A 25,678-nucleotide genomic window follows, 5' to 3' on the forward strand; every position below is an offset into this window, starting at 1 on the left:
CGATTCTTCAACAGCTCAAAATTCAAAACTCAAAATTCAAAATTATCCCGCTGCGCTCAGGATGACGCTCCCTTTTGGTACGCTTTCTCCCGGTTGCAACAACAAAAAACGCGCATCCCCCTTGCTGCCGGGGACGCGCGCATTTTTACACCAAGTCTTTGTTTACCGGCTCCGGACGATCTTCTCCGTTTTCAGGATACGGCCCTCGCGGTCGGTAATACGCAGCAGGTATACGCCTGCTGCCAGTTGCGCCACGGGGATCCGCTTCGCCTGGTGAGCCTGCAATAATACTTTGCCTGTTATATCCGTCAGTGTGAGGTTAACCGGCAGCGGTGCATTTATAAAAACCGCGTCCGATGCGGGATTGGGATATACCTCGATCGCGGCCGCGATAACGTTGATATCGTCGATACCGGTATAACCCGAAACCGTGTACACATCGGAGGTATCGGTACAGCCTTCTGCATTGGTCGCTACCAGGGCATAGGCGCCGTTGGCTGTAACCTGGTAACTGCTTGCCGTAGCTCCGGCTACGGCGCTGCCGTTTTTAAGCCATTGATAAGTCGTATATACCGCAGCAGCCTGCAAAGTATACTGGTTAGCGGTAATAGCCACCTGGAACGGTGTAATGGTCAGGTCGAGCGTAATGGTACTGTCGCAACCGGCCGCGTTGGGCAGGGTAACGGTGTAAATACCCGAATGATTGTAGGTAATGCCCCGGAAGCTATAACCGGTACAGGGTATACCCGCTTCAACAATTACCGACGAAGTGGTATCGGTGCATGCATAACGGGCTACAAAAATATTTTCTTTACTGCCGGTAGTATACAGGTTGGTGACACCGGTACCGGGGTCAAAATCAGCGGTGTCTTTAAAATGTCCTGTGGTATAGACATTGCCCGAAACATCGCCGGTGATGGCCCTGCAGGAGCTGAAGCCATGCGCTGCCACCTGTTTAGCCCATTTAAAATTACCACCATTATCGAGTTTCACAAAAAAACCGTTGGCAACCGAATTGCTGGTCGTACTCATACTGGCCGTACCGACGCCCGGATCGAAGTCTACAGTACCTTTAAAAAATCCGCTCAACAGCAGGTTGTTATATGGATCTGCCTTAAGCCCGTACAACTCGGCAGAGGCGCCTGCATTGCCCGTGGTGCTTTTGGTCCAGAGGAAAGTACCCGAAGCATCGAGCTTGGCCAGGAAGATCTCTTCATCAGCTATGGAAGACAGGCTCATGGCAGGCGCTGTACTGAAGTCGATACCGGCCAGGTAAAGCCCCGCAACGGAAATATGCTCCAGCTTATCGACCGTGATTTTAATACCGGCGGCAAAACTGAACATACCGCCGATCTGCCGTACCCATCCGAAGTTGCCGTTATTGTCGAGTTTGATCACACAGGCATCGAGAATGCCCTGTGGTTGTATATTGACCGTTGCCGAACCCGGATCGACATCGACCGGACCGTCGGAAATATTACCCATCAGGTAGAGGTTACCCGTAGCAGATACGGCCATACTGCCCGACAGGAAATTGCCGGTACCGGCCAGCTTTTTAGCCCAGACAAAATTGCCGGAGGCATCCAGTTTGGATACATAACCCGCTACACCGGTTGCAGTCATAGGAAAGGCGTTGGGCCCGGGATCGAAGTCTACAGTACCGGTAAAGGTGCCATAGGTATAGATATTACCCGATTCGTCCAATACGATCTCCGAACCGCTTTCATCGCCGGGACCACTGTAGGATTTGGCCCATACATAATTACCTGAGGCATCCAGCTTACTGATAAAAGCATCGCTCCACCCGCCGCCATAGGTAAGGTTGGCAACACCCGGCCCGGGATCAAAATCGGCCGTACCGGCATAGATCCCGGTAGTGTATACATTACCCGTGACATCGACGGCTATGGATACGGCCTGGTTTACATCGGCGCTTGGGCTTGCTCCGCCCATATGCCTGGCCCACAACAACTGCCCCGCGGCGTCCTGCTTCATAACAAAAATGTCGGCCGCGCTGTTGGCCGTAAGCGGGTATACCGCCGGTCCCGGATCGAAGTCGGCCGTACCGCTAAAACGGCCACAGGTATATATATTGCCGGCTGCATCGGTAGCGATTGCGTTGCCGTTGTTGTTGCCGGCCCCGATACCGGCTCCGGATACCTGTTTGGCCCAGTCCAGGGCAATGTGTTGCGCCTGTAATGGTCCGCAACAGCCCGCGAGCAGCGTACCAACGCATAAGGTTCTTAAAAGGTAAAACTTCCTCTTCATCACTGTAATATATTTAGGTTATTCAGGAATTGGTTTTCGCGCGACAAGCCCTGCCAGGCCATGTGTCGCGGAACAAATAAATACATCTTCGCAATAATTTTCTTAGCGGAAAACACAGATAGATTTATCAAACAACTCTTAACCCCTCATAACCAAACATAAAAGATTTTACACAGGGCACTACAATAGCTCCCTGTGCGTTTGTATTTTGCCTGCGATACCTGCCTCCTGCTTTTCTCCTGTAAACCGGGATAAAGACTTTATTTTTACGCTATGACAGCCCATAACATCGTAGATCAATACTTAACAGGACTAGAGGAACATCTTACCGAAGAGGACCAGCAGCAACTGGCCTATACCTCCGGCGCCGGCGCCGCGGCGTTACAACAATTGCAAGACCGGTTCCCGGCTTGCCCCGAATCGTTATTATACCTGCTTTCGCGTATCAACGGCACTTACTGGCAACAATATGGCGAACACGAAGTATGCGTGCTGATGCTGGGTTCGGATGTATACGAATACCCCTACTACCTGAAATCAGTAGCGCAGATACTGGAGGAAAAATCGTTTGACCGGAGTATCAACGAGGTTTATGGCGCTTATTTAGAAGAGATGCCCGAACTGATCGGCGCCGGTATTGACCCCGATATCAATATCAGGGAATGGTTATGTTTTTCGGATTGTATGAACAACGGCGGCACCTCGCAGTTGTTTATCGACTTCAATCCCGGGCCGGGCGGCACAAAAGGCCAGGTGATCCGTTTCCTGCATGACCCGGATAGCTTCGCGGTGATTGCCGGCAGTTTCGACGAGTACCTGCAACAGCTGATGGAGCAGGAATATGCCTTTATTATCCCCGAAGAAGACGAAGAAGACGAGGAGTAAAACATCGATAATGCAATATGCAGAACTTCCGGAATGCTTACCCCGCCTGCTCCATATACTGTACCGCAGTCCAGCCTTCGGCTGTGATGCCCATGATTTCCGTAGCCAGGCCCAGGGCCTGGTAGGTATCGAAAAATGCCATACGTGCAATGGGATGATCCACCTCGCTGATCAAGGCATGCCCCTGCTCCCGCAAGGCAGCGGTAATTGCTGCAAACCCGCTTACCGGCAGGCGGAAAGCCATATGCTGCGTGCCCCCCAGCGGATAACGCTGCAGGTAATCGTGAAACATACTGCTGCCGGAAAGCGGTTGTATCAGCTCGATGAACATGCGCCCGTTATAGGCTTGTGTGGTCAGCCAGTCGCCGGGTACTACAGCGCCGTAATAGGTCATCGCCAGGTCTTCGGCACGGACATGCTCCGGCGGCGGAAAAGCGGGAACGCCCAGGGTCTGCCCGAGCAATTTGACAGCGGCTTCGATATCGGGAACCACCCAGCCGATCTGTGCCAGCTCCAGGCTCGCGGTAATGCTCTTGTTATGATCCATCGTTTGCTGTTTTAATACCCCACAAAGTTAAAACAGGCGCCGACTAGGACATGGGGGCATTTACGTCCTGTTACAGGGTGTTTCGCGACGAAATTTACCGCCGGAATTTACTGGCACTGATCATCTAAAGACAGAATGGGTTTATACGTCCTTTAACACCGGCCCCGGCCCATAACGCTCATTCGCTTCTTCGACCAATGCCCGCATCAATTCGGCAGCCTTCCTGTGTTTCAGCACCGGGGCCACCTGTCCGCCCCAGAATAATACTTTATCCCATTGTTGCTTTTCGACAGCGGCCTTCCGCAATGCCGCCATAAACCGGCTTTGTAAGGGGAACGGCATGAGCGAAGCCTCCCGGCTCTGTAACGCTTCAGCCATGTTGTTGCGGATGCCCCGGCCCAAGCGGCCCGTAAAGACCGGGGTAAGCATCGTATGGCGGGCCTGTTCCGAAAACAACATCTGCCGGTGTACCGGCAAGGCATTCGACTCTTCGCAGGCCAGGAAGGCCGTGCCGACCTGTACCGCATCGGCGCCCAGGGTCAATGCTGCAGCTATGCCCCGCCCGGTGGCAATACCACCTGCAGCGATAAGCGGCAGCTTTACCCGCTCCCGGATCAGCTGGAGCAATACGAAAGTACCGGTAACCGAAGCCGCTGCCGGTTGCTGGAAAGAGGGCCGGTGGCCACCGGCTTCAAACCCTGAGGCAACGATCATATCCGTACCCGAGGCCTCGAGCGCTATAGCCTCGTCAGGGGTTGTTGCCGCACCGATGGTTATAATGCCCCTGCTCCGGCATTGTTCCAGCACATCGGGGGGAAGCGTGCCGAATACATAACTGAACACTTTAGGCCGTATATCCAGCACTACCTGTACCTGGTTGGCAAAGCGGCTATGAAAGGGTTCCGGCTTGCCGGGCAGGTCTATGCCGGCTTCCTCGAAATAGGGCCGGAACAGGTTAGCGGCCTGTTCGTAGGCTTCATCGGTTATGGTTCCGTCCTCGCCGGCTATGTCGGTATCCGAAACCCATAGGTTAAGGTTGTAAGGCCTGGCGGTAACTGCCTTTATCTGTTGATCAATGGCTATGATCTCCTGCGGCGTGTGCGTATAAGCGCCGTAACCGCCCAGTCCGCCTGCATTGGATACGGCGGCCACCAGGGCCGGCGACGAAAGGTTGCCCCCGAAAGGGCCCTGCAATACCGGGTAGTCGATGCCCAGCAATTTACTGACGTTTGTCTGATGCCACATGGTTATCGGTTTTTATCGGTTGGTATCGCTCATCATCTTGTTGAAAAGCAGCCATCTTCCCGCTAATTTATGAAAGGAAAGGAACTCATGGTAATGAAAGTCATACATCTTTACCCTGACCTCCGCAACGGCAATCGAGTTCACAACGCGGATATCCAGGATACAGCCTTCCACGGTTTGACCCAGTGCCTCGGGGCTTTGCCGCCCAGCAACGGCATCCAGGTATTCGTCCAGCGTTTTGGCATAGGGCATGCCTTTTACATCGCCGAAGAGCAGGGCGCCCGGGTGATAGATCTTGCGCAGCTGCAGGGTATCGCCATGGTAGATGCCTTTAAAATACTCATTTTCCAATATCCCTGTAATTGTCAGGGTATCATTTGTAGTTTCCATATTCGTTTTGATTTGTGCCCCCGAGCTGTACCAACCGGTAGCTGACAAGGCAAGAAACAATAAAATTTTCATAGTATCAGCTGAGGTTATGGCCCGCGCCCATACCGCCGTCAACGTTGATGATCGCACCGTTGATGAAATTACTTTTGGCTACTGTATACACCATTTCCGCTATATCCTCCACCTCACCTACCCGTTTTACCAGGTGCAGTGCGGCCATATGATCGCTCTCTTCACCGTGCATCGGTGTACGGATCACACCCGGCGCTACGGTATTGACCCGGATATTGCTGCAGCCGAACTCCGCGGCAAGCTGCACCGTTAAAGCATGTAGGGCGCCTTTGCTGGCAATAGGCGCGGCAGCCGGCATACCGCCCAGACCGCGGTTAACCAGTGGTGTACCGATATTGATCACTACACCCTGCCCCTGGTGGAGCATTTGCGGGATAAAGGCCTGTGTCGTGAAGAAAGCGCCTTTAAGATTGGTATCGAGGAAACGGTCGAGGTAAGCCTCATCGACTTCCAGGAAAGGGCGGGTTTCGAATATACCGGCATTGTTGACCAGTACATCGGCCGAACCGAACCGCTGCAGGGCTGTGGTCAACAGGTTACGGCCTGTTTCCGGGTCGGCGACATTGCCCGGAACCGCTGCCAGGGCTGGCCCTGCACCGAGCTCGCGGTAGGCTTGCTCCAGTTTTACCGAATTGGCAGAATTGATCACCACCTGGTCGCCGCGATCAAGAAAGTAGGACGCTATGGCTTTGCCGATACCGGAGGAAGCGCCGGTCACTATAATGGTTTGCTTTTTCATAAGTTTATTTTTTATTGGCGGTTATACCTCGTTCCCGTAATACGGATACCTGTTCTCCTGCATATCCCCAGTTGTCCAGTTCTATTTCCTGGATCGCGATATGGGTCAGTTGCGGATCTTTGTGAAGTACTTCCTCTATGAGATCGGTTATACCTTTGATCAGGCGTTGTTTTTGTTCCCGGGTAACGCCTTCCCGGGTCAGCTCTATTTTTACGAACGGCATGATTGTCTTTTTTGTGCAAAGGCCTATGCAAGGGCTTTTGCGGTGAAGGTTACGTTTAAATCGAAATCGTTGTAGATAAGGGTATCGCCGAGATTTTTGAAGAAATTGCCGGAACGGAACCGGATACCATAACGCGTACGGTCTACCACGATCTTACCGCTAGCGGTGAGGGTATCCTCGTGTAGCGCCAGGGCTGCGCTGAAGCTTACCGGGTGGGTAATGCCCTTAATAGTCAGATCGCCCGTAATGTAGTCCTGGTCTACGGCGGTGATGCGGAAAAAAGCCTCGGGGTACTGTTCGGTAGCAAAGAAGTCACCGGATGCCAGGTGGCCGGCAAATTGGGCATTGGTGGCGGGATCGGTAACATCGAGGATGCGGATCGAGGCCATATCGATTGTAAAACTGCCACCGCTAAGCCTTCCGTTTTCGAGCAGCAACTGGCCCTCCTTCAGGTTAATGGTTCCGTTATGTACGCCGGTTACTTTGCGGCCTTCCCAGTCGATCCTGCTTTGTGTGTTGTCGACCTTAAACTGTTGTGTTTTCATTACGCTGTGTTTTAATTACGACACAAAGTAACGATGGCTTTACAGCCCGGTTGTGTGACCTGGATCACTTTCTTAACGGGTATGGTAAAGCCGGCTCAGGGTTTCGCGCGAAACGCCCAGGTAGGCGGCGATCAGGTGCTTGGGTACCAGGCTATACAGTTCGGGGTACAGTTGCAGCAGCTCTTCATAACGGGTACGGGCATCGTTATTCATCAGGGATAATAAGCGCTTTTGCGCCGCTACATACCCCCTGTTGGTACGCCAGCGAAAGAAATGTTCGACCTGGTGTATTTCCCTGCACAACTTCTCGCGGTCAGCATTGGACAAACTGAGCAAGGTAGCATCGGTAATACAGTCCACATTAATAGTAGCCTTTGTTTGCGTATACAGGGCGTTATAGTCGGAGGTCCACCAGGTGGGCATCGCAAACTGGAGGATATGCATTTTAACTTCGTCGTTGATATAAAAAGCTTTAAGACAACCGGAAAGCACGAAATATTCATGCTCCACCTTATCGCCTTCCCGGATCACCACTTGTCCCTTTTTAAAAGAGAGCGGCTTAAAATGTGACGCCAGGTAACTCAACTCTTCCTCAGTCAGGGAGGCGGTCTTGGAAATATGCTCTTTTAAAACAACGGCTGCTGCTTCCATGCGTTAAAATTAAGGCATATTTACAGATAAAGCGGGCCCGCCGGGTTAAACAAGCCTGGTTTACCGTTGTTATCATGATATGAAAGCAATAAAAATACCGGTAGTGATCAACGGCGAACCACATACCGTAATCGCCCGTTATTTCGAAACTTCGGAATACGGCGCTATGACCGAGCTGAAAACGGAAGGCCATTTGCTATGCCTGGACAAAGACCTGCAGCCCTTTATGGGGTTCTGCGACAGCCTCGCCTGCGGAGCATTACCGCTTCGTCCCCCATCTTCGTGTATGCATACACGCCATAATCAACTGTTCCGGTCGCCGCAGATCTTTCAAAAGCAGGACAACAATCATAAAGATCATTGTCCAAAGTCAGCGAATGCCGGGCAAAACGTTTCTAATTTTGCCCCGTCTTTTTAACGCATGACCACAACATACCCTTATGAAAACGATTATCGTTCCTACCGATTTTTCCGCCGCTGCTACAGATGCAGCGCATTATGCCATCGCAGTAGCGCAGCAGGTACAGGCCCGGATCGTGCTGCTGCACGTATTGCCGCTGCCCCTTATCGTACCGGAAGTGCCGCTGCCGCCCGATAGCTACGAACTGGCACTGACCGATGCCGGTCATACCCTGAAGGAACTTAAAGAAGAACTGGAAAACCGGGGCAACAACCAGGTACCCATTACCTGTAAGACCGTAACCGGCAGCTTCGTCGAAGAGATCCGGAAATGCAATAACGAGCCCGATGTCTTTGCCATGATCATGGGCACGAGCGGGGCCGGCGCCGCAGAAGCCTTTTTCCTGGGCAGTTTCAGCCTTACCGCAGCCGAAAACCTGGAACATCCCGTTATCGTGGTGCCGCCCGGTTACAGCTACAAAGGCATTCATAAAATAGGCCTGGCCTGCGATATGATTAATGTTGCAGAAACGGTACCCTTCGGCAGCATCAGGGCGCTGTTCGATCACTTCGATGCCCGGCTCGAAATTCTGTATGTAAGCGGACCCGGTGAACGTATGTACCCGCAGGTACTGACCGAATCTAAATTTATCCAGAACAACCTGGCCGCATTACGGCCCGAGATCAGGATCACTACGAACGATAATATACGGGAAGGATTAATGCATTTTGTACAACAGCAACAACTGGACCTGCTGCTACTGCTGCCCAAGGAACGTAATTTTGTAGAAAGCCTCTTTCACCGGAGCGTTACGAAAAAAATGGTACTGCATCCCGAAGTACCGGTAATGATCCTGCATGCATAACAAGCATACCGGGTAAGGAGCAACCGGTACTGCAACAGGATTATGCTTGCGTTTTCCGAAGCAGGCCTTAATTTTACGTACCGATCAACACAATCCATTTACAACTATGAAGCACATCCCCTATCAACAGGCAGAACAAGCCCTGCAACTCGTAAAAAGCGGCGACAGGGTATTTATACATGGCAGCGCAGCTACCCCCAGGGTACTGTTCAATAAACTGCTGGACAGGGCCGGCGAGCTTACCGACGTCGAACTGACCAGTATCAGCACCTATGGCGATATCGACTGGAACCGCCCCGAAGTGCTGAACAGCTTTTCGCTGAACTCCCTGTTTGTATCGGGCAATGTACGGGAATGGGCCAATGGCAGTCATGGCAATTACGTACCCGTGTTCCTGAGCGAAATACCGGGGCTCTTCCGGGAGGGCATCCTGCCGCTGGATGTGGCGATCGTACATGTATCGCCGCCGGATCAGCATGGCTATTGTACCCTGGGCACCTCGGTAGATGCTGCACTAAGCGCTGTCAGGAATGCGCCGATCGTGATCGCACAGGTAAACCCGCGTATGCCGCGTGTGCTGGGAGACGGCATTATCCACTATTCGCAGTTTACAGCCATGGTCGAGGTCGATAGCCCGCTGCCGGAAGTAGACTACAGTACCGGCGCCGATGCCGTGGCCGAGCGAATTGGCACCCATGTGGCCGGACTTATCGAAGATGGTTCCACCCTGCAAATGGGTATAGGCAGTATACCCGATGCGGTATTAAAACAACTTACCGGGCACAGGAGCCTGGGCATACATACCGAGATGTTCTCCGATGGCCTGGTACCGCTGGTACAAAAAGGCGTTGTTACCAATGAATTTAAAAAAGTAAGACCCGGGAAGATCGTCAGCAGCTTTATCCTGGGTACACAGAAGGTGTATGACTTCGTACACGACAACCCTTATGTAAGCTGTATGGATGTGGCTTTTGTCAACGACAGCGATATTATCCGCAGGAATCCAAAGGTAATTGCGATCAACAGCGCGATCGAGATCGACCTTACCGGGCAGATTTGCGCCGATTCGATCGGCATTTATCAATATTCGGGCATCGGCGGGCAGATGGACTTTATGCGGGGCGCTTCGCTGTCGGAAGGTGGTAAACCGATTATCGCCATGCCTTCTACCACGAAGAAAGGCATATCCCGTATCGTCCCTTTCCTGAAACAAGGCGCCGGGGTGGTTACCACCAGGGGGCATGTGCATTATGTGGTTACTGAATATGGTGTGGTCAACCTGTATGGCCGTAATATGGACCAACGGGCGCGGCTGCTGATCAGCATTGCCCATCCCGATCATCGCGAGGCCCTGGAACAGGCGTACCACGAGCGTTTCGGGAAATTGTACCGGGAGGTGCGGTAACGCCGATAAAGCCGGCTTACCGATGAGATCCTTCGCTGCGCTCAGGATGACAACGAGCCCTTAGGTGCTTGTGCTTGACATGCCTGGTGAAGCCGGCTAGGGGATGAGATCCTTCGCTATGCTCAGGATGACAATCGTCCTCTTGATGATTGACACGCTGGTAAAGCCGGCTTACTGATGAGATCCTTCGCTGCGCTCAGGATGACAATCGTCCTCTTGATACTTATTACTTGATACCTGATACTAAAAAATGAGATCCTCCGCTGCGCTCAGGATGACAATGAACCCTTGGGTACTTGTGCTTGGCACGTTGGTAAAGCCAGCTAGGGGATGAGATCCTTCGCTGCGCTCAGGATGACAACAACCCTTTAATTATCTAATATCTCATACCTAACATCTCAATACCCAATACCCAATACCCAATACCCAATACCCAATACCGCCTGCCAATAATGATCCCTGTCATAGCTGCCCATGACCGGCGTTATTGTTGCCGCGGCCAACAACAGCTACTTTTGAAGATTACGCAACATGAAACAAGAACTCCTACCGGGCAGCGGCGCTTACACAGCGGAAAGCAAAAAATGGCTGGCAACCCTTCATGAGCTGAAGACGGAGAATATCCGTTTGAAGGATCAGCTTTCACTAAGGATCAGCGGCCCTGTAAGCCCTGAATTTATAGACCTGGCAGAACGCTTCCAACAACACTTCGTCGAAAAGGACCAGGTTATAGACCTGTTGCGGCATGAGATCAATACCCTGATCCCCAGGCTCGCCGCACCGGCACAGGCCGGAGACGCGCTGTTGCAACAATGCAGGATACTGGAAAGGGACATGGAACGGCTGCTCCACGAATTTCAGCAGATGCAACGCGCTTTTGCAGCACTGCATCCGGCCGATGGCCGCGCCTGAGCGCATTAGTTGAACATCTGTTCCAGCCGGGTATAGTCCAGGATCCTGATCTTACCCCCTTCCAGGCTAACCAGGTTTTCCTCTTTCAACTCCCCCAACATCCGGATCAGCGACTCTTTAGCCACACCCGCAATGGCAGCCAGGTTCTCGCGCGACAGGTCGATCTGGAAAGCCGGATCGTTTTTAGCATTGTACTTTTTGTATAAGGTAACCAGGGTATCGGCTACTTTCTTACGCAAGGAATTATAAGCAATGGCCAGCAACTGCTCCTCCCGGTCGTCGACATTACGGGCCAGTATGCCGATAAACTTTCTCATCACCGAAGGATTACTCCCCAGCAGCTCCTCGAACTCGGTACGGGGTATGATGGCCAGTTCCGTATCCTCTAGCGCTTCGGCGGTATCGCGGTAGATACTTCCTTCCAACAAAGGAAGATAACCGATAAAGTCGCCTTCGTTAAACAGCCCTACAATCAGCTCCTTGCCGTCATCATTCCGTTTAAACGTCTTTACCTTGCCCTTTTGCACATAAAACAGGCGCGAGGGATGGTTGCCTTCGGTATAGATAACCTGTTTCTTTTTATAACGGTTGATGCTCCGGCCTTCTTTCAGCGCCTCCAGTTCATCCTTTCCCGAAGCAATACTCATCAGTTCGCTTACGCCCTGCGCGTTGCCTGGGAATTGCTGTTTCAGTTGTTCCGCCTTCTTCAGGCGCACTTCTATGGCATGCAGCAATTCGGTACCGTCGAACGGTTTGGTAATATAGTCGTCGGCGCCCATCTCCATACCCCTCCGTATCTCGCTGCGCTCCGACCGGGCGGTAAGAAAAATAAAAGGTTTCGTTTGCAGATCGTTATGCTTCTGTACCATATGCAATACGCCATAACCATCCAGTACAGGCATCATGATATCGCACAGGATCAGGTCCGGCTTTTCCCGGATGGCCCGGGCCACGCCATCTTTACCATTTTCCGCAGTAAACACGAGGTAACCTGCCAGGTCAAGGATCTCCGCCATATTCTCCCTGATCTCTGCATTATCTTCAATCAGTAATATCTTTTTCATATATACCAGTCGGTTCTTTTAAGGTAAAAATAAGCTCAAAGCGGGTACCGGCGCCCAGGCTGCTGGTACAGGTAATGGTACCGTTCATCAGTTCGGCATACTTGCTTACGATATGCAAGCCCAGGCCCGTGCCCTGGATATGGGTTACGTTGGAACCGCGGAAGAAACGTTCGAACAGGTGTTGCTGGTCTTCTTCCGAGATGCCCATACCCTTATCCGTAACGGTCAGTATAAAATATTGGCCGGTATGCCGGCTGTGCAATCCGATCACCGCGTTTTCGGGTGAGAACTTTATAGCATTGGAGAGCAGGTTCATCACGATATGCTTCATCAGTGAAGGATCCAGCTCGACCATATGACCGCCTTCGCAAACATAATCTATATGCTGCCCGCTTTTCAGCAAGCCGCTCAGTTCGCCTGCAATCTGCTGCAGGTGCTGCTGCATATCGAAAGTGCTGTAGCGCACCTGGATCCTGCCCTCTTCAATCCTACCCACAGACAGGAAATCATTCAGGATATCGGTAAGGGTATTAACTGCCGAAACAATGCGCTGCACGTGCTTTTCCCGTTTCGGGTGCTCTTCTTTGGTTTCGTATTTGGAAACCAGGTAAGCCGAAGACAATACGGTACTGAGCGGCGTGCGGAACTCGTGCGAGGCCATGGATACGAAGCGGGACTTCAGCTCGCTGAGCTCTTTCTCCTTCTCCAAAGCCAGCCGCAGGTCGGTTTCCGCTTTTTTACGTTCAGATATATCCATGGCAATACCCAGGTAGCCTTCGATCTCGTCCTGCGCATTACGCATAGCCGTAAAGGTTTGCGATACCGGTATACGGCGTTCGTCCCTGCGGATATAAACCAGCTCCCTTTCGTTGGGCTGGCCCGTCCTGGCTTTCTCTACCAGGTCGGCAAGACCGGTATCCGACTCCGCCAGGAACAAGGAAGGGCGCTCCTTACCGATCACCTCGGCTGCAGCGTACCCCAGTTGCATTTCTGCCGCGGGGTTAAACATCTTGATTATCCCTTCACTGTCCGTAACATAGATAATAGCCTCTGCATGATCCCAGATATTATTGAGAAAGATATTGATGCGGTTCAGTTCCGCATCCTTGGCTTCGGTCTGCGCGATAACGGCAGCCAGCTGACTAACCGTGCTGGTAAGGGTTTCCGTACGTTCCCCGATCTTTTTTTCCAGTTCTTCGTTCAACTGCTGCAGGGCCAGTTCCGCCTCTTTACGTTTGGATATATCACTCAGGAAAGCGATCACATATTTACCCTGTTCGGTTTCATAATTGCCCAGGCTTACTTCAACAGGGAACTCGCTCCCATCCTTCCGCACAGCATACAGGTCCATACCCATGCCCATAGGCCTGGTTTTGGGATGCTCCTTATACAAGGCCACATGATGTACATGCCGCTGGTGGAAGCGTTGCGGGATCAGCAGCTCGATACCCTGGCCGAGCAATTCTGCTTCGGTATAACCAAACTGTTTCAGCAGGAAAGGATTGACCAGCACGATATGACTCTGTTCGTCCGCTACCATGATACCCATAGAAGCGTTATTGAACAATGCGTCGAACCCGATCCCGGTAACTTTATTCATGACAGGAATTTAATGCCGCAAATATACCAATAACCCCGCTCCTATCCCGGTCTGCACCGGAAAATAACGCGTTACGGGGCCTTGCTGCACAGAAAGTTAAGCTTAGTAAACGTTACCGATGATATAAATCATTGCAGGAGCGGAAGCGGGGTACGAACTTTGTACCCGATCTAAATAATCATGTTATGGAACTGCATATCATTGAAGACGATCTTATCTGCAATATACAGCTGGCCTTCCGGGAACATTATCCCTGCCTGGACCTGTGGTTTTATAAAAACCCTTACCAGACGGGCATTACGCCCCTACAGCCGGAAAAGCTGGATCAACAACTGCCCATCGCCGAGATCACCATGTTTCATAACGGCGGTTATATCGATATCAGCCCGGACCGTTGCCTGGCCGGTGTGGAAGCCGATTTTTTTCATAAGTTCGGCCTCTGCGTACGGGTAATGCGTCTGAGCGGCGAACCGCCTTCGTCCTTGAACGGTAGCCATAACCCCAGCCTGCAACAACTGAATGATAGCGGCTTTAACAAGGCATCATCTTTAACACCGTATAACTCCGGAACGGCCCCCCGGCGGAATATCCCCTCTTCCTCATCCAATATCTGACCCTATGTCATTCGAAAAACCCTGCCGCATCTGCAACCACCTGCCCCTGGCAGCACCGGTATCCCTGCCGGCCGTTACCGCCAACCTGAAAGAAGTAAACGACCGTTACGAGTTGCGGGTAATGATACCGCAGGCCGGGCGGCGCAGTTATTTCGTGATTATTACCGGGGGTACCTTGTATGTTTACGAAGAAAATACAGCTACACCGGACCATAACTTATTGCTGGCCAGCCTAACGTTGCCTGCCAATGTGCTGCAGGCAAGGGTTATCGCCCTATACCGGCCTTACGGGCTAAAGATCCTGATGCCTATCGCCGCGCAGGACGGCGCCACCATCCAGGTGCCACTGATCAGGGGCGGCCTGGTGTAAAAAGCAGGTATTGTCTACATCACCCCAGCCACTGCATAAAATTGTCCCGGCGGGTAAAATACGGTAACTTTAGGTTGTGAATTTCCCGGGTCGCTGCAGGAGCAGCACCGGTGATGTGATATCCAACAGATCGTTTCCCCAAACCCCATACGCAGCAATGAATGCTTTCGCCAATTTAATCAATAGTAAAGAACCGGTACTCGTCGACTTTTTCGCTACCTGGTGCGGCCCCTGTAAAATGATGACCCCCATCCTGGAGCAGGTCAAGAAAAACCTGGGTGAAGCGATCAGGATCGTAAAGGTAGATGTAGACCGCAATACGGCTGTGGCCCAGCAGTTCCAGGTACAAGGCGTGCCTACACTGATCCTGTTCCGGGAGGGCAAAGTACTCTGGCGGCAATCAGGCGTTGTACAAACCCAGCAACTCATCAGTATTATTAAACAATACGGTGCTCCCGTCAACCGCTAAACTATGTCTGCCGAAAGTCTCATTTCTGGAAAAGATTCCTGTTGCGCTCCTTCCTGGTCGGATGCGGATTTTATATCCTCAGCGTATTGGTGCTGCTGCTTTTCCGCGGCCCCTTGCATATGCTGGCTGCCGATGTGTTCCACCTGGACGATGCCTCCTGGTGGAAGATCGTGCTGGCCTTCCTGATCGGGGCCAAGCTGATCCTGGTATTCCTGCTGCTTACCCCCGCCCTGGCCTTGCATTGGTGCGGTAAAACAAAAGAGAACCGGTAACCCTGTTCTCTTTTGCACATTAAAGACCTGGCAGTTCCTGGTAAACAATCAGGGTGTCGCGATCTGCAGCACAATGCGTCCTGCTATCGTACCGCTTTTCATTTGCTCCAATACGGTATTGATATCTTCCAGCCGGGCTGTATGTACCGTTGGCTTTACCTTGCCCTCAACGGCAAAGGCTATCGCCTCCTGCATATCCTTACGCGTACCGACTATAGAACCGCGTATCGTGTACCGGTTGAGCACCGTATCAAAAATGGGCAGGTCGAAGCTACCGGGCGGCAAGCCGTTCAACGAGATCACGCCTTTGCGGCGCAGCGCCGAAAGGCCCTGTGAAAAAGCAATTGGCGATACCGCAGTCACCAATACACCATGCATACCCCCGGTTTCGCGTTTCAGGAAATCGCCCGGGTCCTGCCTGGCGGCATTCACCGTAAGATCGGCGCCCAGTCTCCGTGCCAGCTCCAGTTTATCGTCGGCTATATCGATAGCCGCCACGTGCAGGCCCATAGCCTTGGCATATTGCACCGCCAGGTGCCCCAGGCCCCCTATGCCTGATACCGCCACCCATTCGCCGGGTTGGGCTTCGGTTTCCTTTAGTCCTTTATAGACCGTAACACCGGCGCAGGTGATCGGCGCCATTTCTTCAAAATTGATACCGGCCGGGAAGCGGGCCACATAACGCGCATCGGCTACTACATATTCCGCATAACTCCCGTCCACGCTGTACCCCCCGTTTTGCTGCGCCTCGCAAAGCGTCTCCCAGCCGGTAATACAATATTCGCAACAACCACAGGCACTGAACAGCCAGGGCACACCTACGATATCGCCTTCTTTAACCGGGCCCGCGTTTTTGCCCAGGGCCACGACATACCCCACACCCTCGTGCCCTGGAATCAAAGGCAGGCGGGGTTTTACCGGCCAGTCGCCGTTACAGGCATGCAGATCGGTATGACATACGCCGCTACTGATAAGCTTAACCAGGACCTGGTGCTCGCCCGGTTGTTTTACAGGAACCTCCTCGATTTGCAGGGGCGTTCCGAAAGCATGAAGCACTGCGGCTTTCATCGTTTTTGGTATCATCGGTTAATACTTTAAGGGTAGAAAAAAATACTACCGGCAAAGTAATACCATACGGCAGGCGCGGACAATGATAACGGCCATCTGTGACACTGACAGCTATCATAAATAGTTAAACGCTATGAAGCGGGCGCCATGACGAAGCGGGAGTTATAAGGCAATGTACGGAAAGCAGGTGCAGCAAACGTTTACAGCATGCCGGACCGGCTCAGGTCTTGCGAAAATCGGTAGGCCGGGCATCGGTAAATTCGCGGAAAGCATCGCTGAATGCACTGATGCTCAGATACCCTACTGCCGCTGCTATATCGCCGATGGGCCTGTGGGTCTTAACGATCAGTTCGATAGCCTTAATCATGCGGATGGTTTTAAGGAACTGCAGGAACGACATATGCAGGTTGGCCTGGAATAGCCGCGACATGGACCGTTCGCTGCGGTTAAAATGCCGGCTAATGCCTTTCAGGCTCAGCTTTTCGCCCATATTCCGTTCGAGGTAACGGATAATTTTTTGTACCTGCTCGTCATCTGTAATAGGTATGGCAATAGGTAAGGACCTGCTGTTCTGCTGCGGGAGTATATTTTTGAGCGCCACCAGGAATTCGAAATTGGTATCCCTTTCGGTGACGTGCCGGCCATCCCAGCGCTCGGTAAAATTGATCATCTGGATCAACAGTTCGCTGGCAGGATAGATGCCCAGGGTGGTATAAAAAGGATGGACAATATCGTCGTGGCTGTAAAAATAAAGCGAACGGAGTACCGTAGCCGAGTGACCGATACGGAGCACATGCGTCATTCCCTGCGGGATCCAGAAATAATGCCGGGCCGGTACGACATAGGTATGCGTATCCACCGTAATGTAGGCGATACCCCCTTCTACATAACTAAGCTGTCCTTTGGTATGCTTGTGTTCAGGAATCAGTTTTTCCGATTTTTCATGCATCACGAAAACGGAATACCGTTTCTTATCTATTTCCGGCAATGCTGCGATTAAGCCCATCTCTTCGTTTTTAAAACTGCAAAATAACACCCTGGTTTACCCGAAAATAAGCATTTGGCCGGAATGATGAAAATATTGTCCATTTCTCCTAAAATTCAGATGCTAAGCTGCAATAATTTTGCGGTTCAGAATTTATGAAAACAAAGAAAATGCCCGTCCTGTACGGTTTATGCTTCCTGGGCTGTACAGTTCATGTATACGGGCAACAGTACCCCCGGCAGGAAGACACCCTTACCCTCAGCCTGCCTGAAGCCTGGCAGAGAGCCGAAACCCATAGCCGGTTTATCGACATCAGCAAAAAGACCAGTGCCATCGCCGCCGAATCGGTAAAGGATGCGCGGATGGAGCGTTACCCGGAGCTGGGAATCAAAGGCAGTGTAGAAAAAGCGACCAATATCCCGGTGTATGAAAACGGTTTGTTTTCCCGCCCGGTGCAGCATGAGGTCATCCATACGCTGTACCGCGTCAGTACCGACTTCTACCTGGATCTTTACAACGGCAATAAGCTGAACCTGAAGATCGAAGCCGAGAAAGCCCTGCACCAGATCAGCAGGATCCGCGAAGAACAGGCTGTTTCGGATATCCGTTATAAAACCGCCGCGCGCTACCTCGAGCTCCAGAAAGCCCTGCTGTTCCGCAACCTGGTACGCGAAGACATCATCGACCAGGAAAAACAACTCAAAGAGATCAGGGCTTTTCATAAAAACGGGACCGTACTGAAAAGCGACGTACTGCGGGTAGAACTGGAACTATCGCGCCGGAAAATGGCCCTGGTAACGATAGAAAATGATATCCTGATCGCCACGCAAAAACTCAATATCCTGATCGGCGAACCGGATGAACGTATCCTTGTGCCGGCAGCCCTGGCCACGGGCGCCGACGAAGCTACGGGGTATGAACAATACCTTGCAACGGCCCTGCAGCATGCATTTGCATGGCATATCTCCGAACAGCAAACGGCGCTAAGCAGGATCAACCTACGACAGGTAAAAGCCAATGTACGCCCCAGGCTGGGCATGTACGGCGAATTTTATTACGCCAACCCGCAGATCTTTCTTTACCCCTACAACCCTTACTGGTATTCGCTTGGCGTAGCCGGCCTGAAGGCCTCTTTCCCCCTTTCGGCACTCTATCATAACGTACATAAGGTAAGGGCGGCCAAACTGGAACTGGAAAGAGAAGAGACCCTGCATAAGGATACCGAAGATAAGATACGCCAGCAGGTAAAAGAAGCCTACCTCCGCTATAAAGAGGCCCTGGTACAGATACGCGTGGCCGAGGTAAATGTAGGCCAGGCCGAAGAGAACGCACGCATCATTAAAAATACCTACTTCAGCCAGGCTGCGCTGGTAACCGACCTGCTCGATGCCGATATCCAGGTATTGCAAACCCGCTTCGAGCTGGCCGCTGCACGCATTATGGCCCAAAACAAATATTACTTACTTCAAAACACAACCGGCGTTCTTTAAAAAATCATGAAAAAGAAACACACCGTTACAGACCGGCTGATCACGAAGATCACCGGCTGGATAGCAGGCCTCGTAGTAGTTGCCCTGGGTATATGGGGCATACATACCTTATGGGGTTATTATACCTGCGAACAGACCAATGATGCGCAGGTACAGGAATACGTCAACCCGGTAATTGCAAGGGCCGGCGGCTTTATCGTTGCCGTAAAATTCGAAGAGAACCAGTATGTAAAAAAAGGCGATACCCTGCTCATCATCGACAACCGGGAATACCTGTTGCAACAGGAACAGACCGAGGCCTCGATCCGGAAGGCACAGGCACAATTGGGCGTACTCGAAAGCAATATCCATACCCTGGAAAAAACCGCAGCCTCCTCGCAGGCGCAGATCCAGGCCTCGAAAGCTAAAGTATGGAAACAACAACTGGACTACAACCGTTACCAGCAGCTATTCGCCGAAGAGTCGGCCACGCAACAGCAACTGGAACATATGCAGGCCACACTCGATGTAGACAAAAGTGATTACCGCTCGGCACAGGATAACTATAATGCCGCCAGTTCGCGCACCTTGGATATCCGCGCGGAAAAAGCGGTGGTAGCAGCAGAGATCCTGCGCCTGAAAGCCTTGCTGGACCGGCACAAACTGGATGTGAGTTATACCATAGTTACGGCGGCTTATGATGGCCGGATGGGCCGACGTACCATAGAGGCCGGGCAAATGATCGATGCAGGGGAAACACTCGCCTTTATCGTAAACAACGAAACCGACAAATGGGTAGTTGCGAATTATAAAGAAACACAGATCGCACATATGCGGATCGGCGATGCCGTAACCGTGGAGGCAGATGCCTATCCCGGCCACACGTTCAAAGGGCGGATCATATCGCTCTCCCCGGCCACCGGATCGAGCTTCTCGCTGCTGCCGCCGGACAATGCCACCGGCAACTATGTAAAGATCGTACAACGCCTGCCGGTACGGATCCGGATCGATGGTACGCGGCAGGAGACCGACCTGCTGAAGTCGGGTATGAATGTAAATGTTTATGTGCCCAAAAAGCAACATCATGGATAATGCCCTTCCTGTATTCCGGTCCTGGGCGCCCGAATGGCTGATCCGGGGTACCCTGTTCCTGCTGATCCTGCCCAGTATCGTGCTGTTCTTCCTGCCCCTGGCCAATATCAATGCTGCGGCGGGTTATTATGGCGGCGAGCCTGCCGATATCCAGTTTGCGGTAGCGCTTTTCTATGCGGGTTATGTGGGCTTTTACAGCCTGGAGCGCAGGTTTTTTGCTTACCTCGCCAGCCGCGAGTACTTTATCCTGTTTACCTTCCTGCAGCTGCTTACCAGTTTTACCTGTTATCATAGCCACGAACTGTATCTTCTTTTTCCCATACGGTTTATACAAGGTATGTTATTTGCCTGCACGGTAAACCTGTCCCTGACCCTGATGTTTACCCGCCTGCGTAGCGAACGTGCGCGGGAGGTCAGCTTTTCCGTGTTCTTTGGCCTGCTGCTTTGCGCCATGCCTTTCAATAACCTGGTAACGGCCGACCTCATTGATGCCTATAACTTCAACGTGGTTTATAAAGCCGCACTGTTTGCCTACCTGCCCTGCCTGGTATTGTTGTTATCGGCTATGAATAATGTGCGGCTGAATGTACGTTTCCCCCTGTATCAATTAGACTGGGCCAGCTTTGTACTGTATAGCATTATGCTTTGCCTGGTGGGTTATATCACCATATACGGGCAGGAGTACTACTGGCTGGAAGACCGGCGCATACGCTACAGCGCCCTATGCCTGGCAGGCCTGGCCCTACTCTGCCTGTTGCGCCAACGGGCTATGAAGCGACCCTATGTGGACCTGCGGGTATTCGGTTACCGGAATTTCAAGGTAGGTGTGCTGGTCCTGTTCGTGATGTATATCTGCCGTTTTGCTTCGGGTATCACCAATATTTTTTTTACCGGCGTACTGCGCTTCGATCCCATACACCTTTCCTATATCAACCTGTTTAACATCGCGGGATTGATTGCCGGGGTGCTGGTTGCCTGCGCTATGATCCTGCAGCAGAAAAGGATCCGGTATATCTGGCTGCCGGGATTTCTGTTGTTATTGCTTTTTCATGTGCGTATGTTCTTCCTGTTCGATATACAGGCCGATCCCTATCAATATTTCCTGCCGCTGTTTATACAGGGCTTTGGCGTGGGCCTGATTATGGTGCCTACGATCGTATATGCCATTGCTGCGGTACCCGTTAAACTGGGCGCCTCGGCAGCGGCCGTTTGCCTGGCCTTTCGTTATTTTGGCTTTTGCATAAGTATAGCCCTGATCAATTATTTTGAACTTTTTGAACGGAGCAGGCATTATAATGCATTCCAGGATCACCTGACCCGGGTAGATCCCGCGGTGCGGCAGTTCCTGCACCGGCAAACCCAGGTACTGACCGCCAAAGGCATGGCGCCGGGACGCGCCGCAAAAGCCGCGCATAAGTTACTGACGGGTAACCTGAACGGGCAGGACCAGCTTCGTTTTGCCATGGACTATTACGAGCTTATAGGCGGGCTGATCGTAGTGACCCTCTTGCTGATCGCGCTGTTCCCTTACCTGAACCGGACTACTGCTTACTTAAGATCAAGGAGATTGTCTCCGGCTTAATTTTCACCAAAATAGCATTTATGCAACCACAGATCAAAATCAAACGCGTATACGAACCGCCCCTGAAAAAAGATGGCTACCGGGTACTGATAGACCGGCTATGGCCCCGGGGCCTCGAAAAAGAAGCGGCCGCGCTCGACGAATGGGCCAAGGACCTGGCCCCTACGGCTGCGCTCCGGAAATGGTTTGGCCACGACCCGGAATTATGGGCGCCGTTCCAAAGAAAATACAAGGCCGAATTGGCGAAAAATGCTGCTGTAGCCGATTTCCTGGAACAGCATCGCAACCGGAAACTGCTGACGCTGGTCTATGGCGCCAAAGACGAAGCGCATAACCATGCTATCGTGTTACAACAATACCTGGAGCATTGGTATGCATCATCCTGAAACCACAACCGTCAACTTTACCCTGGTATACCGGGACCGGCATTACCCGGTGCAGGTTGACAGGCATGCCTGTACTTCGTTAATGGTGCTGATTGCCGACAGGCTGGGCATACCGGGCTTCGGCCTTTGCAGCGGTATGGGGAGTTGCGGCACCTGCCAGGTGACTCTTATTGATGCCCGGGGACAGGCACAATACGCTATCCAATCCTGTGCCATGTCCATAAACGAAGCCCTGGCACAGTGCTACATTTTTATTACAGAATGACCTTTTTATGAGCCTGAAAAAATTATGTTTCCTTTTGCTTCTTATTACGGCAGCAGGTTGTGCCAAGAACAACAAAACCTTTACCCTAAAGACCATCCGACTGGATGATTACCGGCACAACACGATACCTGCGCAAGGGCTTTACCTGAAAATATACGGTGACCCGGCAGCCGCAACCCTGGCGCAGACCGCATCTTATCCTTCTGAACTTACCTTGCCCGCGGTGTTTACGGTATCGCCGGCTTTACCGATGACCCTGTATAAAAATGCCTGTACCGTACAGTTGTGGGGCGAGACAACGGGTTATATCAGTTCCTGCAGCGTGGATATGCATGCCTATAAAATCGTATTTCCTATAGATATGGAAGTAAAAAGCGACAGCCTGGATATATCGCTCCAGGGGAGCTGGCAATAAACCGCCCCGCATACCGCATTATCGCGGCAGCCAGGTGATCCGCTATGCCTGGTCTTCGCCGGGCATAGCGCCCGCATATTGGTTGGCATAATCGCGGGGCGACATACCGGTTATCTTTTTGAAGTTGCGGTTAAAGCTTGTCTTTGAATTGAACCCGCATTCGAAAGCCAGGCTAAGCAAGGTATACTGCCCGCTGCCGGGCTGTAACAACAGCTCCTGAAAAGCCGATACCCGTAATGCATTCACATAGTCGTAGAAACTCTTGCCTTCCCTGGTATTGATCACTTGGGAAACCAGGCCGGGCTGCAGGTCCAGGGCTTTAGCCAGGTCCCCCAGGGTAAGTTCGGGATCTTTATACAATTGCTGTTGCTGCATCAGCGCGCCCAGCGCAAGATGGATGCGGCCGGCTTCCGGTTCTGCCAGCCGGTTCTTTTCATATTTTATCTTAATCGTAACCGGTTCCGCAGCGACGGCTGGTCCCGCCTGCTCCTGGTCCGTTAAGAGCGGTTCTTCGCCTGCTTCCTGCATTATAATGCTGGTGCTGGTCTCCACGATAGTATCCGTCGCCGCGGGTTCCGTTAGGGGTACTGCTACCGGTACAAGCTCAATAGCCCTATCCCCGGGTAACTTAGGTGAGCGCGTTTCTTCCGGCAATTGCTGATCGGAAAAGATACCCACCTGCCGGATACCGAAATACCCGATAAAGAAGATGAATAAGGTAACGGCCAGGTATAAGGCCTGTGCCGAGGGGTATAATACGACGACCGTCCATATCAGGCCCATGCCGCCTATAAGGTAGCGCATCCAGTTGAGGGTGATCTTTTCGGTGTTGGAAAACAGGCGCTTTATGTTTTTCCGGTGCCTGCTTAAAAGTACAAGCGACGCGCCCACATATACCAGGCCGGAGAGCGTGATACCATATACGATATACCGGAACAGCGGTTCGAAACGCGATGCGACGGGGTTACCCAGCTTCTCGTTGAGCGACATTTGCGGCAGCACCACAACCAGTATCCCGGCAACGATAACAGCAGGTATAAAATGTAGCGCCCAACGCCGGGGCATACCCGGTCTGCCGGTAAGCGACAAAAGATATAAATAAAGGAAGGGCCCATGCACAAAAGGGAATGGCAGTTCCCAGCCAACCAGGGCAGGTATTGCGGACCACCGGCCCGAAGCATACCAACCGATAAAGGCCTGGTGGATGAGGGCCAATAAAAGCCAGGCGCTCAATACCCGGTCTGCAGCGTTCTTCCGCCTTTTACCCAGCAGGAGCACGAACAGGAAAAAAGAAATAAAAATACCACCCGCATATATCATTTGCCCGTCCGGTGTCATAGCCTGTGTTTAACCTAAAGATAGCGCGCCCCTTCCTTTTACCCAACAGGAAAGGCTTAACGGCCACGGAATTGTCCTTTATTGCCCCCACAGCGCTTTATACCGATACCAAATTCCAGGTAAACAAGGTTATTGAGGGTACCCTGCGGGTAATACCGTATAGGACTGAAGGGCAGGTACAGCCTGGTATCAAAAGTATACCGTTTCCTTCCCAGCGACAGCCCGTACATCAGGCCATAGTCGGGTACCACGGTAGAGGTAACGGTGGTAACCCTGTCCAGGTCGGGGTGGTCCAGGCTTTCTTTAAAGGTTGCATACCGGATACCCCCGAGCAGGAACACCGTATGACGGGCCTTTCCTCCTTTGCCGTATAAAGCGTATCCCAGCCCGAATTTCTGCGTAAGGGAATAGTTATAATGGGTTTGCATATAGGTCTGCGGCTGGTTGCGGAACAGCAATAAGCTGAACAGGGAATGGGAGACTACCGAAAGCCTGTGGTTAAGCGGCAGCCGCAACATGGCCGATACCGTAGGTTTAACGATACTGCCGGTAGCGCCGATAGCAGGACTGAGCTCAAGCCCCGCGGGCGCGGCCTGTTGCGCCCACAGGCAAGGCGCTGCAACCAGGAGACTGATCGTAATAAGGATAAAACGCATAAACGGGTTATAAATGTTGGACATAAAATGCGATCGCTTTTTGCATATTGGGTGCTTTGGAACCCAGGTGATCCAGGCCTTTGGCGTTATGATACTGTTGCGCATAGCCGGTATAATACTGTTGTAACACCTGCCGGAAAGCGGCTATGGGCGCATGCATCACCTCTTCTTCCAACTCGCCCTCAGCCAGGAAAAAGATACCGGTCCGGTCCTGGTTCGCGGCCCTGTTTGCCTTTTCATTTTTAAGCACGACCAGGTCGCCCACCCAGAGTGCCGGACTTAATGCCAGGTAAGTGCCGAACAGGTCGGGGTAATTGGTAAAACAATAGGTAACACATAACCCACCGGCAGAGTGCCCCACAATGCCCCGGCCAGCCCGGCTGGCTTCCGCCTGGTAATCGCGTTCCATTACAGGTATAAGGGTCTCGCGCAGGAACCGTATAAAGTCATCGGCGCGCCCGCTTTTCCCGTACAAGGGTACCGGCAGGTAATCGTCCAGCCGGTCGTTGCCACCGCCTACGCCGATCACCATAATATCGTCGCGCCCGTTTTCCCGGGCTTGTTTCCGGCAGGCCAGGGCTACCAGGTTAAAATCCCATTGGGGATCGAGCACGTATAGTGTTTTATATTGCCGCGAAGCATTATAATTTTCCGGCAGGGCCACTTTAATAGAATAAGTAACGCCATTGTCTGCTGAAGCCAGGGAAAATTCTTTTAGCTGATCTTTTTCGATCTTTTCTTTCCGGCAGGCCGGTAGCAGGAGCAGCAGGCCGAAACAGGCCGCAATCAATATTTTCATGAAATGGATTTTAGATCAACCGGATGGATTACCCGGGTAAAAGAGACGGGTTGTGTTGTGCGCTAAAAAGGGACATATTGCTTCTGA

Annotated in this window: 30 protein-coding genes; 15 read left to right on the forward strand and 15 right to left on the reverse strand. The window is 52.1% G+C overall.

The genetic code is table 11. The features are described from left to right. Positions 1–162: 162 nt before the first annotated feature. Entirely contained in the window at positions 163–2,268 is a 2,106-nt protein-coding gene (locus B0I18_RS16260) for a T9SS type A sorting domain-containing protein (protein WP_106523787.1), read from the reverse strand. A gap of 273 nt (positions 2,269–2,541) precedes the next feature. On the opposite strand from B0I18_RS16260, the gene B0I18_RS16265 reads away from it, so the two are divergent. Further along, entirely contained in the window at positions 2,542–3,153 is a 612-nt protein-coding gene (locus B0I18_RS16265; RefSeq protein ID WP_106523788.1) for an SMI1/KNR4 family protein, read from the forward strand. A 37-nt stretch (positions 3,154–3,190) separates the two neighbouring features. Here the strand turns inward: B0I18_RS16265 and B0I18_RS16270 are convergent, their stop codons facing one another. The 7 genes from B0I18_RS16270 to B0I18_RS16300 all read right to left on the reverse strand — a co-directional run bounded on the left by B0I18_RS16270 (position 3,191) and on the right by B0I18_RS16300 (position 7,565). Then, entirely contained in the window at positions 3,191–3,700 is a 510-nt protein-coding gene (locus tag B0I18_RS16270) for a VOC family protein (protein WP_106523789.1), read from the reverse strand. Between the two features lie 141 nt (positions 3,701–3,841). Further along, on the reverse strand, positions 3,842–4,945 hold the full coding sequence (locus B0I18_RS16275) for an NAD(P)H-dependent flavin oxidoreductase (RefSeq protein WP_106523790.1): 1,104 nt from the start codon (positions 4,943–4,945) through the stop codon (positions 3,842–3,844). Between the two features lie 12 nt (positions 4,946–4,957). Then, positions 4,958–5,335 (reverse strand): nuclear transport factor 2 family protein, encoded by a 378-nt coding sequence (locus B0I18_RS16280; RefSeq protein WP_245882105.1) that lies wholly within the window; start codon positions 5,333–5,335, stop codon positions 4,958–4,960. 76 nt (positions 5,336–5,411) lie between these two features. Further along, positions 5,412–6,146, reverse strand: a complete 735-nt coding sequence (locus tag B0I18_RS16285) for an SDR family NAD(P)-dependent oxidoreductase (protein WP_106523792.1) — start codon at positions 6,144–6,146, stop codon at positions 5,412–5,414. 4 nt (positions 6,147–6,150) lie between these two features. Beyond that, positions 6,151–6,369 (reverse strand): tautomerase family protein, encoded by a 219-nt coding sequence (locus B0I18_RS16290; protein WP_106523793.1) that lies wholly within the window; start codon positions 6,367–6,369, stop codon positions 6,151–6,153. 23 nt (positions 6,370–6,392) lie between these two features. Further along, complete coding sequence (locus tag B0I18_RS16295; protein ID WP_106523794.1) at positions 6,393–6,914, reverse strand: YceI family protein; 522 nt, start codon at positions 6,912–6,914, stop codon at positions 6,393–6,395. A gap of 72 nt (positions 6,915–6,986) precedes the next feature. Further along, positions 6,987–7,565, reverse strand: coding sequence for a Crp/Fnr family transcriptional regulator (locus B0I18_RS16300; RefSeq protein WP_106523795.1), 579 nt, complete (start codon positions 7,563–7,565; stop codon positions 6,987–6,989). Positions 7,566–7,644: 79 nt separating this feature from the next. On the opposite strand from B0I18_RS16300, the gene B0I18_RS16305 reads away from it, so the two are divergent. The 4 genes from B0I18_RS16305 to B0I18_RS16320 all read left to right on the forward strand — a co-directional run bounded on the left by B0I18_RS16305 (position 7,645) and on the right by B0I18_RS16320 (position 11,147). Continuing rightward, positions 7,645–7,983, forward strand: a complete 339-nt coding sequence (locus B0I18_RS16305) for a hypothetical protein (RefSeq protein WP_106523796.1) — start codon at positions 7,645–7,647, stop codon at positions 7,981–7,983. A gap of 22 nt (positions 7,984–8,005) precedes the next feature. Then, entirely contained in the window at positions 8,006–8,830 is an 825-nt protein-coding gene (locus tag B0I18_RS16310) for a universal stress protein (RefSeq protein WP_106523797.1), read from the forward strand. Positions 8,831–8,936: 106 nt separating this feature from the next. Beyond that, positions 8,937–10,235, forward strand: a complete 1,299-nt coding sequence (locus B0I18_RS16315) for an acetyl-CoA hydrolase/transferase family protein (protein WP_106523798.1) — start codon at positions 8,937–8,939, stop codon at positions 10,233–10,235. 531 nt (positions 10,236–10,766) lie between these two features. Continuing rightward, positions 10,767–11,147 (forward strand): hypothetical protein, encoded by a 381-nt coding sequence (locus B0I18_RS16320; protein WP_106523799.1) that lies wholly within the window; start codon positions 10,767–10,769, stop codon positions 11,145–11,147. 5 nt (positions 11,148–11,152) lie between these two features. Here B0I18_RS16320 and B0I18_RS16325 read toward each other — a convergent pair whose 3' ends face one another. Both B0I18_RS16325 and B0I18_RS16330 read right to left on the reverse strand, forming a co-directional pair. Further along, the gene (locus B0I18_RS16325) at positions 11,153–12,211 is read right to left on the reverse strand and encodes a response regulator (protein WP_106523800.1); all 1,059 of its coding nucleotides are present in this window, start codon (positions 12,209–12,211) and stop codon (positions 11,153–11,155) included. Then, positions 12,189–13,811, reverse strand: coding sequence for a sensor histidine kinase (locus B0I18_RS16330; protein WP_106523801.1), 1,623 nt, complete (start codon positions 13,809–13,811; stop codon positions 12,189–12,191). The genes B0I18_RS16325 and B0I18_RS16330 overlap by 23 nt, the downstream gene beginning before the upstream one ends. Positions 13,812–13,996: 185 nt before the next feature. On the opposite strand from B0I18_RS16330, the gene B0I18_RS16335 reads away from it, so the two are divergent. The 4 genes from B0I18_RS16335 to B0I18_RS16350 all read left to right on the forward strand — a co-directional run bounded on the left by B0I18_RS16335 (position 13,997) and on the right by B0I18_RS16350 (position 15,536). Then, positions 13,997–14,425: a hypothetical protein gene (locus B0I18_RS16335; protein ID WP_106523802.1), complete on the forward strand. Its 429-nt coding sequence runs from the start codon at positions 13,997–13,999 to the stop codon at positions 14,423–14,425. A gap of 4 nt (positions 14,426–14,429) precedes the next feature. Continuing rightward, the gene (locus tag B0I18_RS16340; protein WP_106523803.1) at positions 14,430–14,795 is read left to right on the forward strand and encodes a hypothetical protein; all 366 of its coding nucleotides are present in this window, start codon (positions 14,430–14,432) and stop codon (positions 14,793–14,795) included. A gap of 157 nt (positions 14,796–14,952) precedes the next feature. Then, positions 14,953–15,264, forward strand: a complete 312-nt coding sequence (gene trxA, locus B0I18_RS16345) for a thioredoxin (protein WP_106523804.1) — start codon at positions 14,953–14,955, stop codon at positions 15,262–15,264. A gap of 41 nt (positions 15,265–15,305) precedes the next feature. After that, positions 15,306–15,536 (forward strand): hypothetical protein, encoded by a 231-nt coding sequence (locus B0I18_RS16350; RefSeq protein ID WP_106523805.1) that lies wholly within the window; start codon positions 15,306–15,308, stop codon positions 15,534–15,536. 48 nt (positions 15,537–15,584) lie between these two features. Here the strand turns inward: B0I18_RS16350 and adhP are convergent, their stop codons facing one another. Together adhP and B0I18_RS16360 are read right to left on the reverse strand one after the other, a co-directional pair. Beyond that, on the reverse strand, positions 15,585–16,619 hold the full coding sequence (gene adhP / locus B0I18_RS16355) for an alcohol dehydrogenase AdhP (protein WP_106523806.1): 1,035 nt from the start codon (positions 16,617–16,619) through the stop codon (positions 15,585–15,587). Between the two features lie 205 nt (positions 16,620–16,824). Further along, complete coding sequence (locus tag B0I18_RS16360; protein WP_106523807.1) at positions 16,825–17,610, reverse strand: helix-turn-helix domain-containing protein; 786 nt, start codon at positions 17,608–17,610, stop codon at positions 16,825–16,827. A gap of 134 nt (positions 17,611–17,744) precedes the next feature. On the opposite strand from B0I18_RS16360, the gene B0I18_RS16365 reads away from it, so the two are divergent. Genes B0I18_RS16365 through B0I18_RS16390 form a run of 6 tightly spaced genes read left to right on the forward strand, consistent with a single transcriptional unit; the run spans position 17,745 to position 22,798 of the window. Continuing rightward, positions 17,745–19,079 (forward strand): TolC family protein, encoded by a 1,335-nt coding sequence (locus B0I18_RS16365; protein WP_245882106.1) that lies wholly within the window; start codon positions 17,745–17,747, stop codon positions 19,077–19,079. Between the two features lie 6 nt (positions 19,080–19,085). Continuing rightward, positions 19,086–20,150 (forward strand): HlyD family secretion protein, encoded by a 1,065-nt coding sequence (locus B0I18_RS16370; RefSeq protein ID WP_106523809.1) that lies wholly within the window; start codon positions 19,086–19,088, stop codon positions 20,148–20,150. Further along, positions 20,143–21,732 carry an efflux MFS transporter permease gene (locus tag B0I18_RS16375; protein WP_106523810.1) on the forward strand — a complete coding sequence of 530 codons (1,590 nt, stop codon included), beginning with the start codon at positions 20,143–20,145 and terminating at the stop codon, positions 21,730–21,732. The genes B0I18_RS16370 and B0I18_RS16375 overlap by 8 nt, the downstream gene beginning before the upstream one ends. 20 nt (positions 21,733–21,752) lie before the next feature. Further along, positions 21,753–22,118: a DUF488 domain-containing protein gene (locus B0I18_RS16380; protein ID WP_106523811.1), complete on the forward strand. Its 366-nt coding sequence runs from the start codon at positions 21,753–21,755 to the stop codon at positions 22,116–22,118. Then, complete coding sequence (locus B0I18_RS16385; RefSeq protein ID WP_181358495.1) at positions 22,105–22,383, forward strand: 2Fe-2S iron-sulfur cluster-binding protein; 279 nt, start codon at positions 22,105–22,107, stop codon at positions 22,381–22,383. The genes B0I18_RS16380 and B0I18_RS16385 overlap by 14 nt, the downstream gene beginning before the upstream one ends. A gap of 34 nt (positions 22,384–22,417) precedes the next feature. After that, the gene (locus B0I18_RS16390) at positions 22,418–22,798 is read left to right on the forward strand and encodes a hypothetical protein (protein WP_146146772.1); all 381 of its coding nucleotides are present in this window, start codon (positions 22,418–22,420) and stop codon (positions 22,796–22,798) included. Positions 22,799–22,840: 42 nt separating this feature from the next. On the opposite strand, the gene B0I18_RS16395 is transcribed toward B0I18_RS16390, so the two are convergent. From B0I18_RS16395 to B0I18_RS16405, 3 genes are read right to left on the reverse strand one after another with little or no spacing between them, the layout of a single operon-like run. Continuing rightward, a complete protein-coding gene (locus B0I18_RS16395) occupies positions 22,841–24,136 on the reverse strand; it encodes a helix-turn-helix domain-containing protein (protein ID WP_106523813.1) in 1,296 nt (431 codons plus the stop codon). Between the two features lie 56 nt (positions 24,137–24,192). Beyond that, a complete protein-coding gene (locus B0I18_RS16400) occupies positions 24,193–24,792 on the reverse strand; it encodes a hypothetical protein (RefSeq protein WP_146146773.1) in 600 nt (199 codons plus the stop codon). A gap of 7 nt (positions 24,793–24,799) precedes the next feature. Then, entirely contained in the window at positions 24,800–25,591 is a 792-nt protein-coding gene (locus tag B0I18_RS16405; protein WP_106523815.1) for an alpha/beta hydrolase, read from the reverse strand. Between the last annotated feature and the right edge of the window lie 87 nt (positions 25,592–25,678).

The sequence above is a fragment of the Taibaiella chishuiensis genome (assembly GCF_003014535.1).
Lineage (GTDB): Bacteria > Bacteroidota > Bacteroidia > Chitinophagales > Chitinophagaceae > Taibaiella > Taibaiella chishuiensis.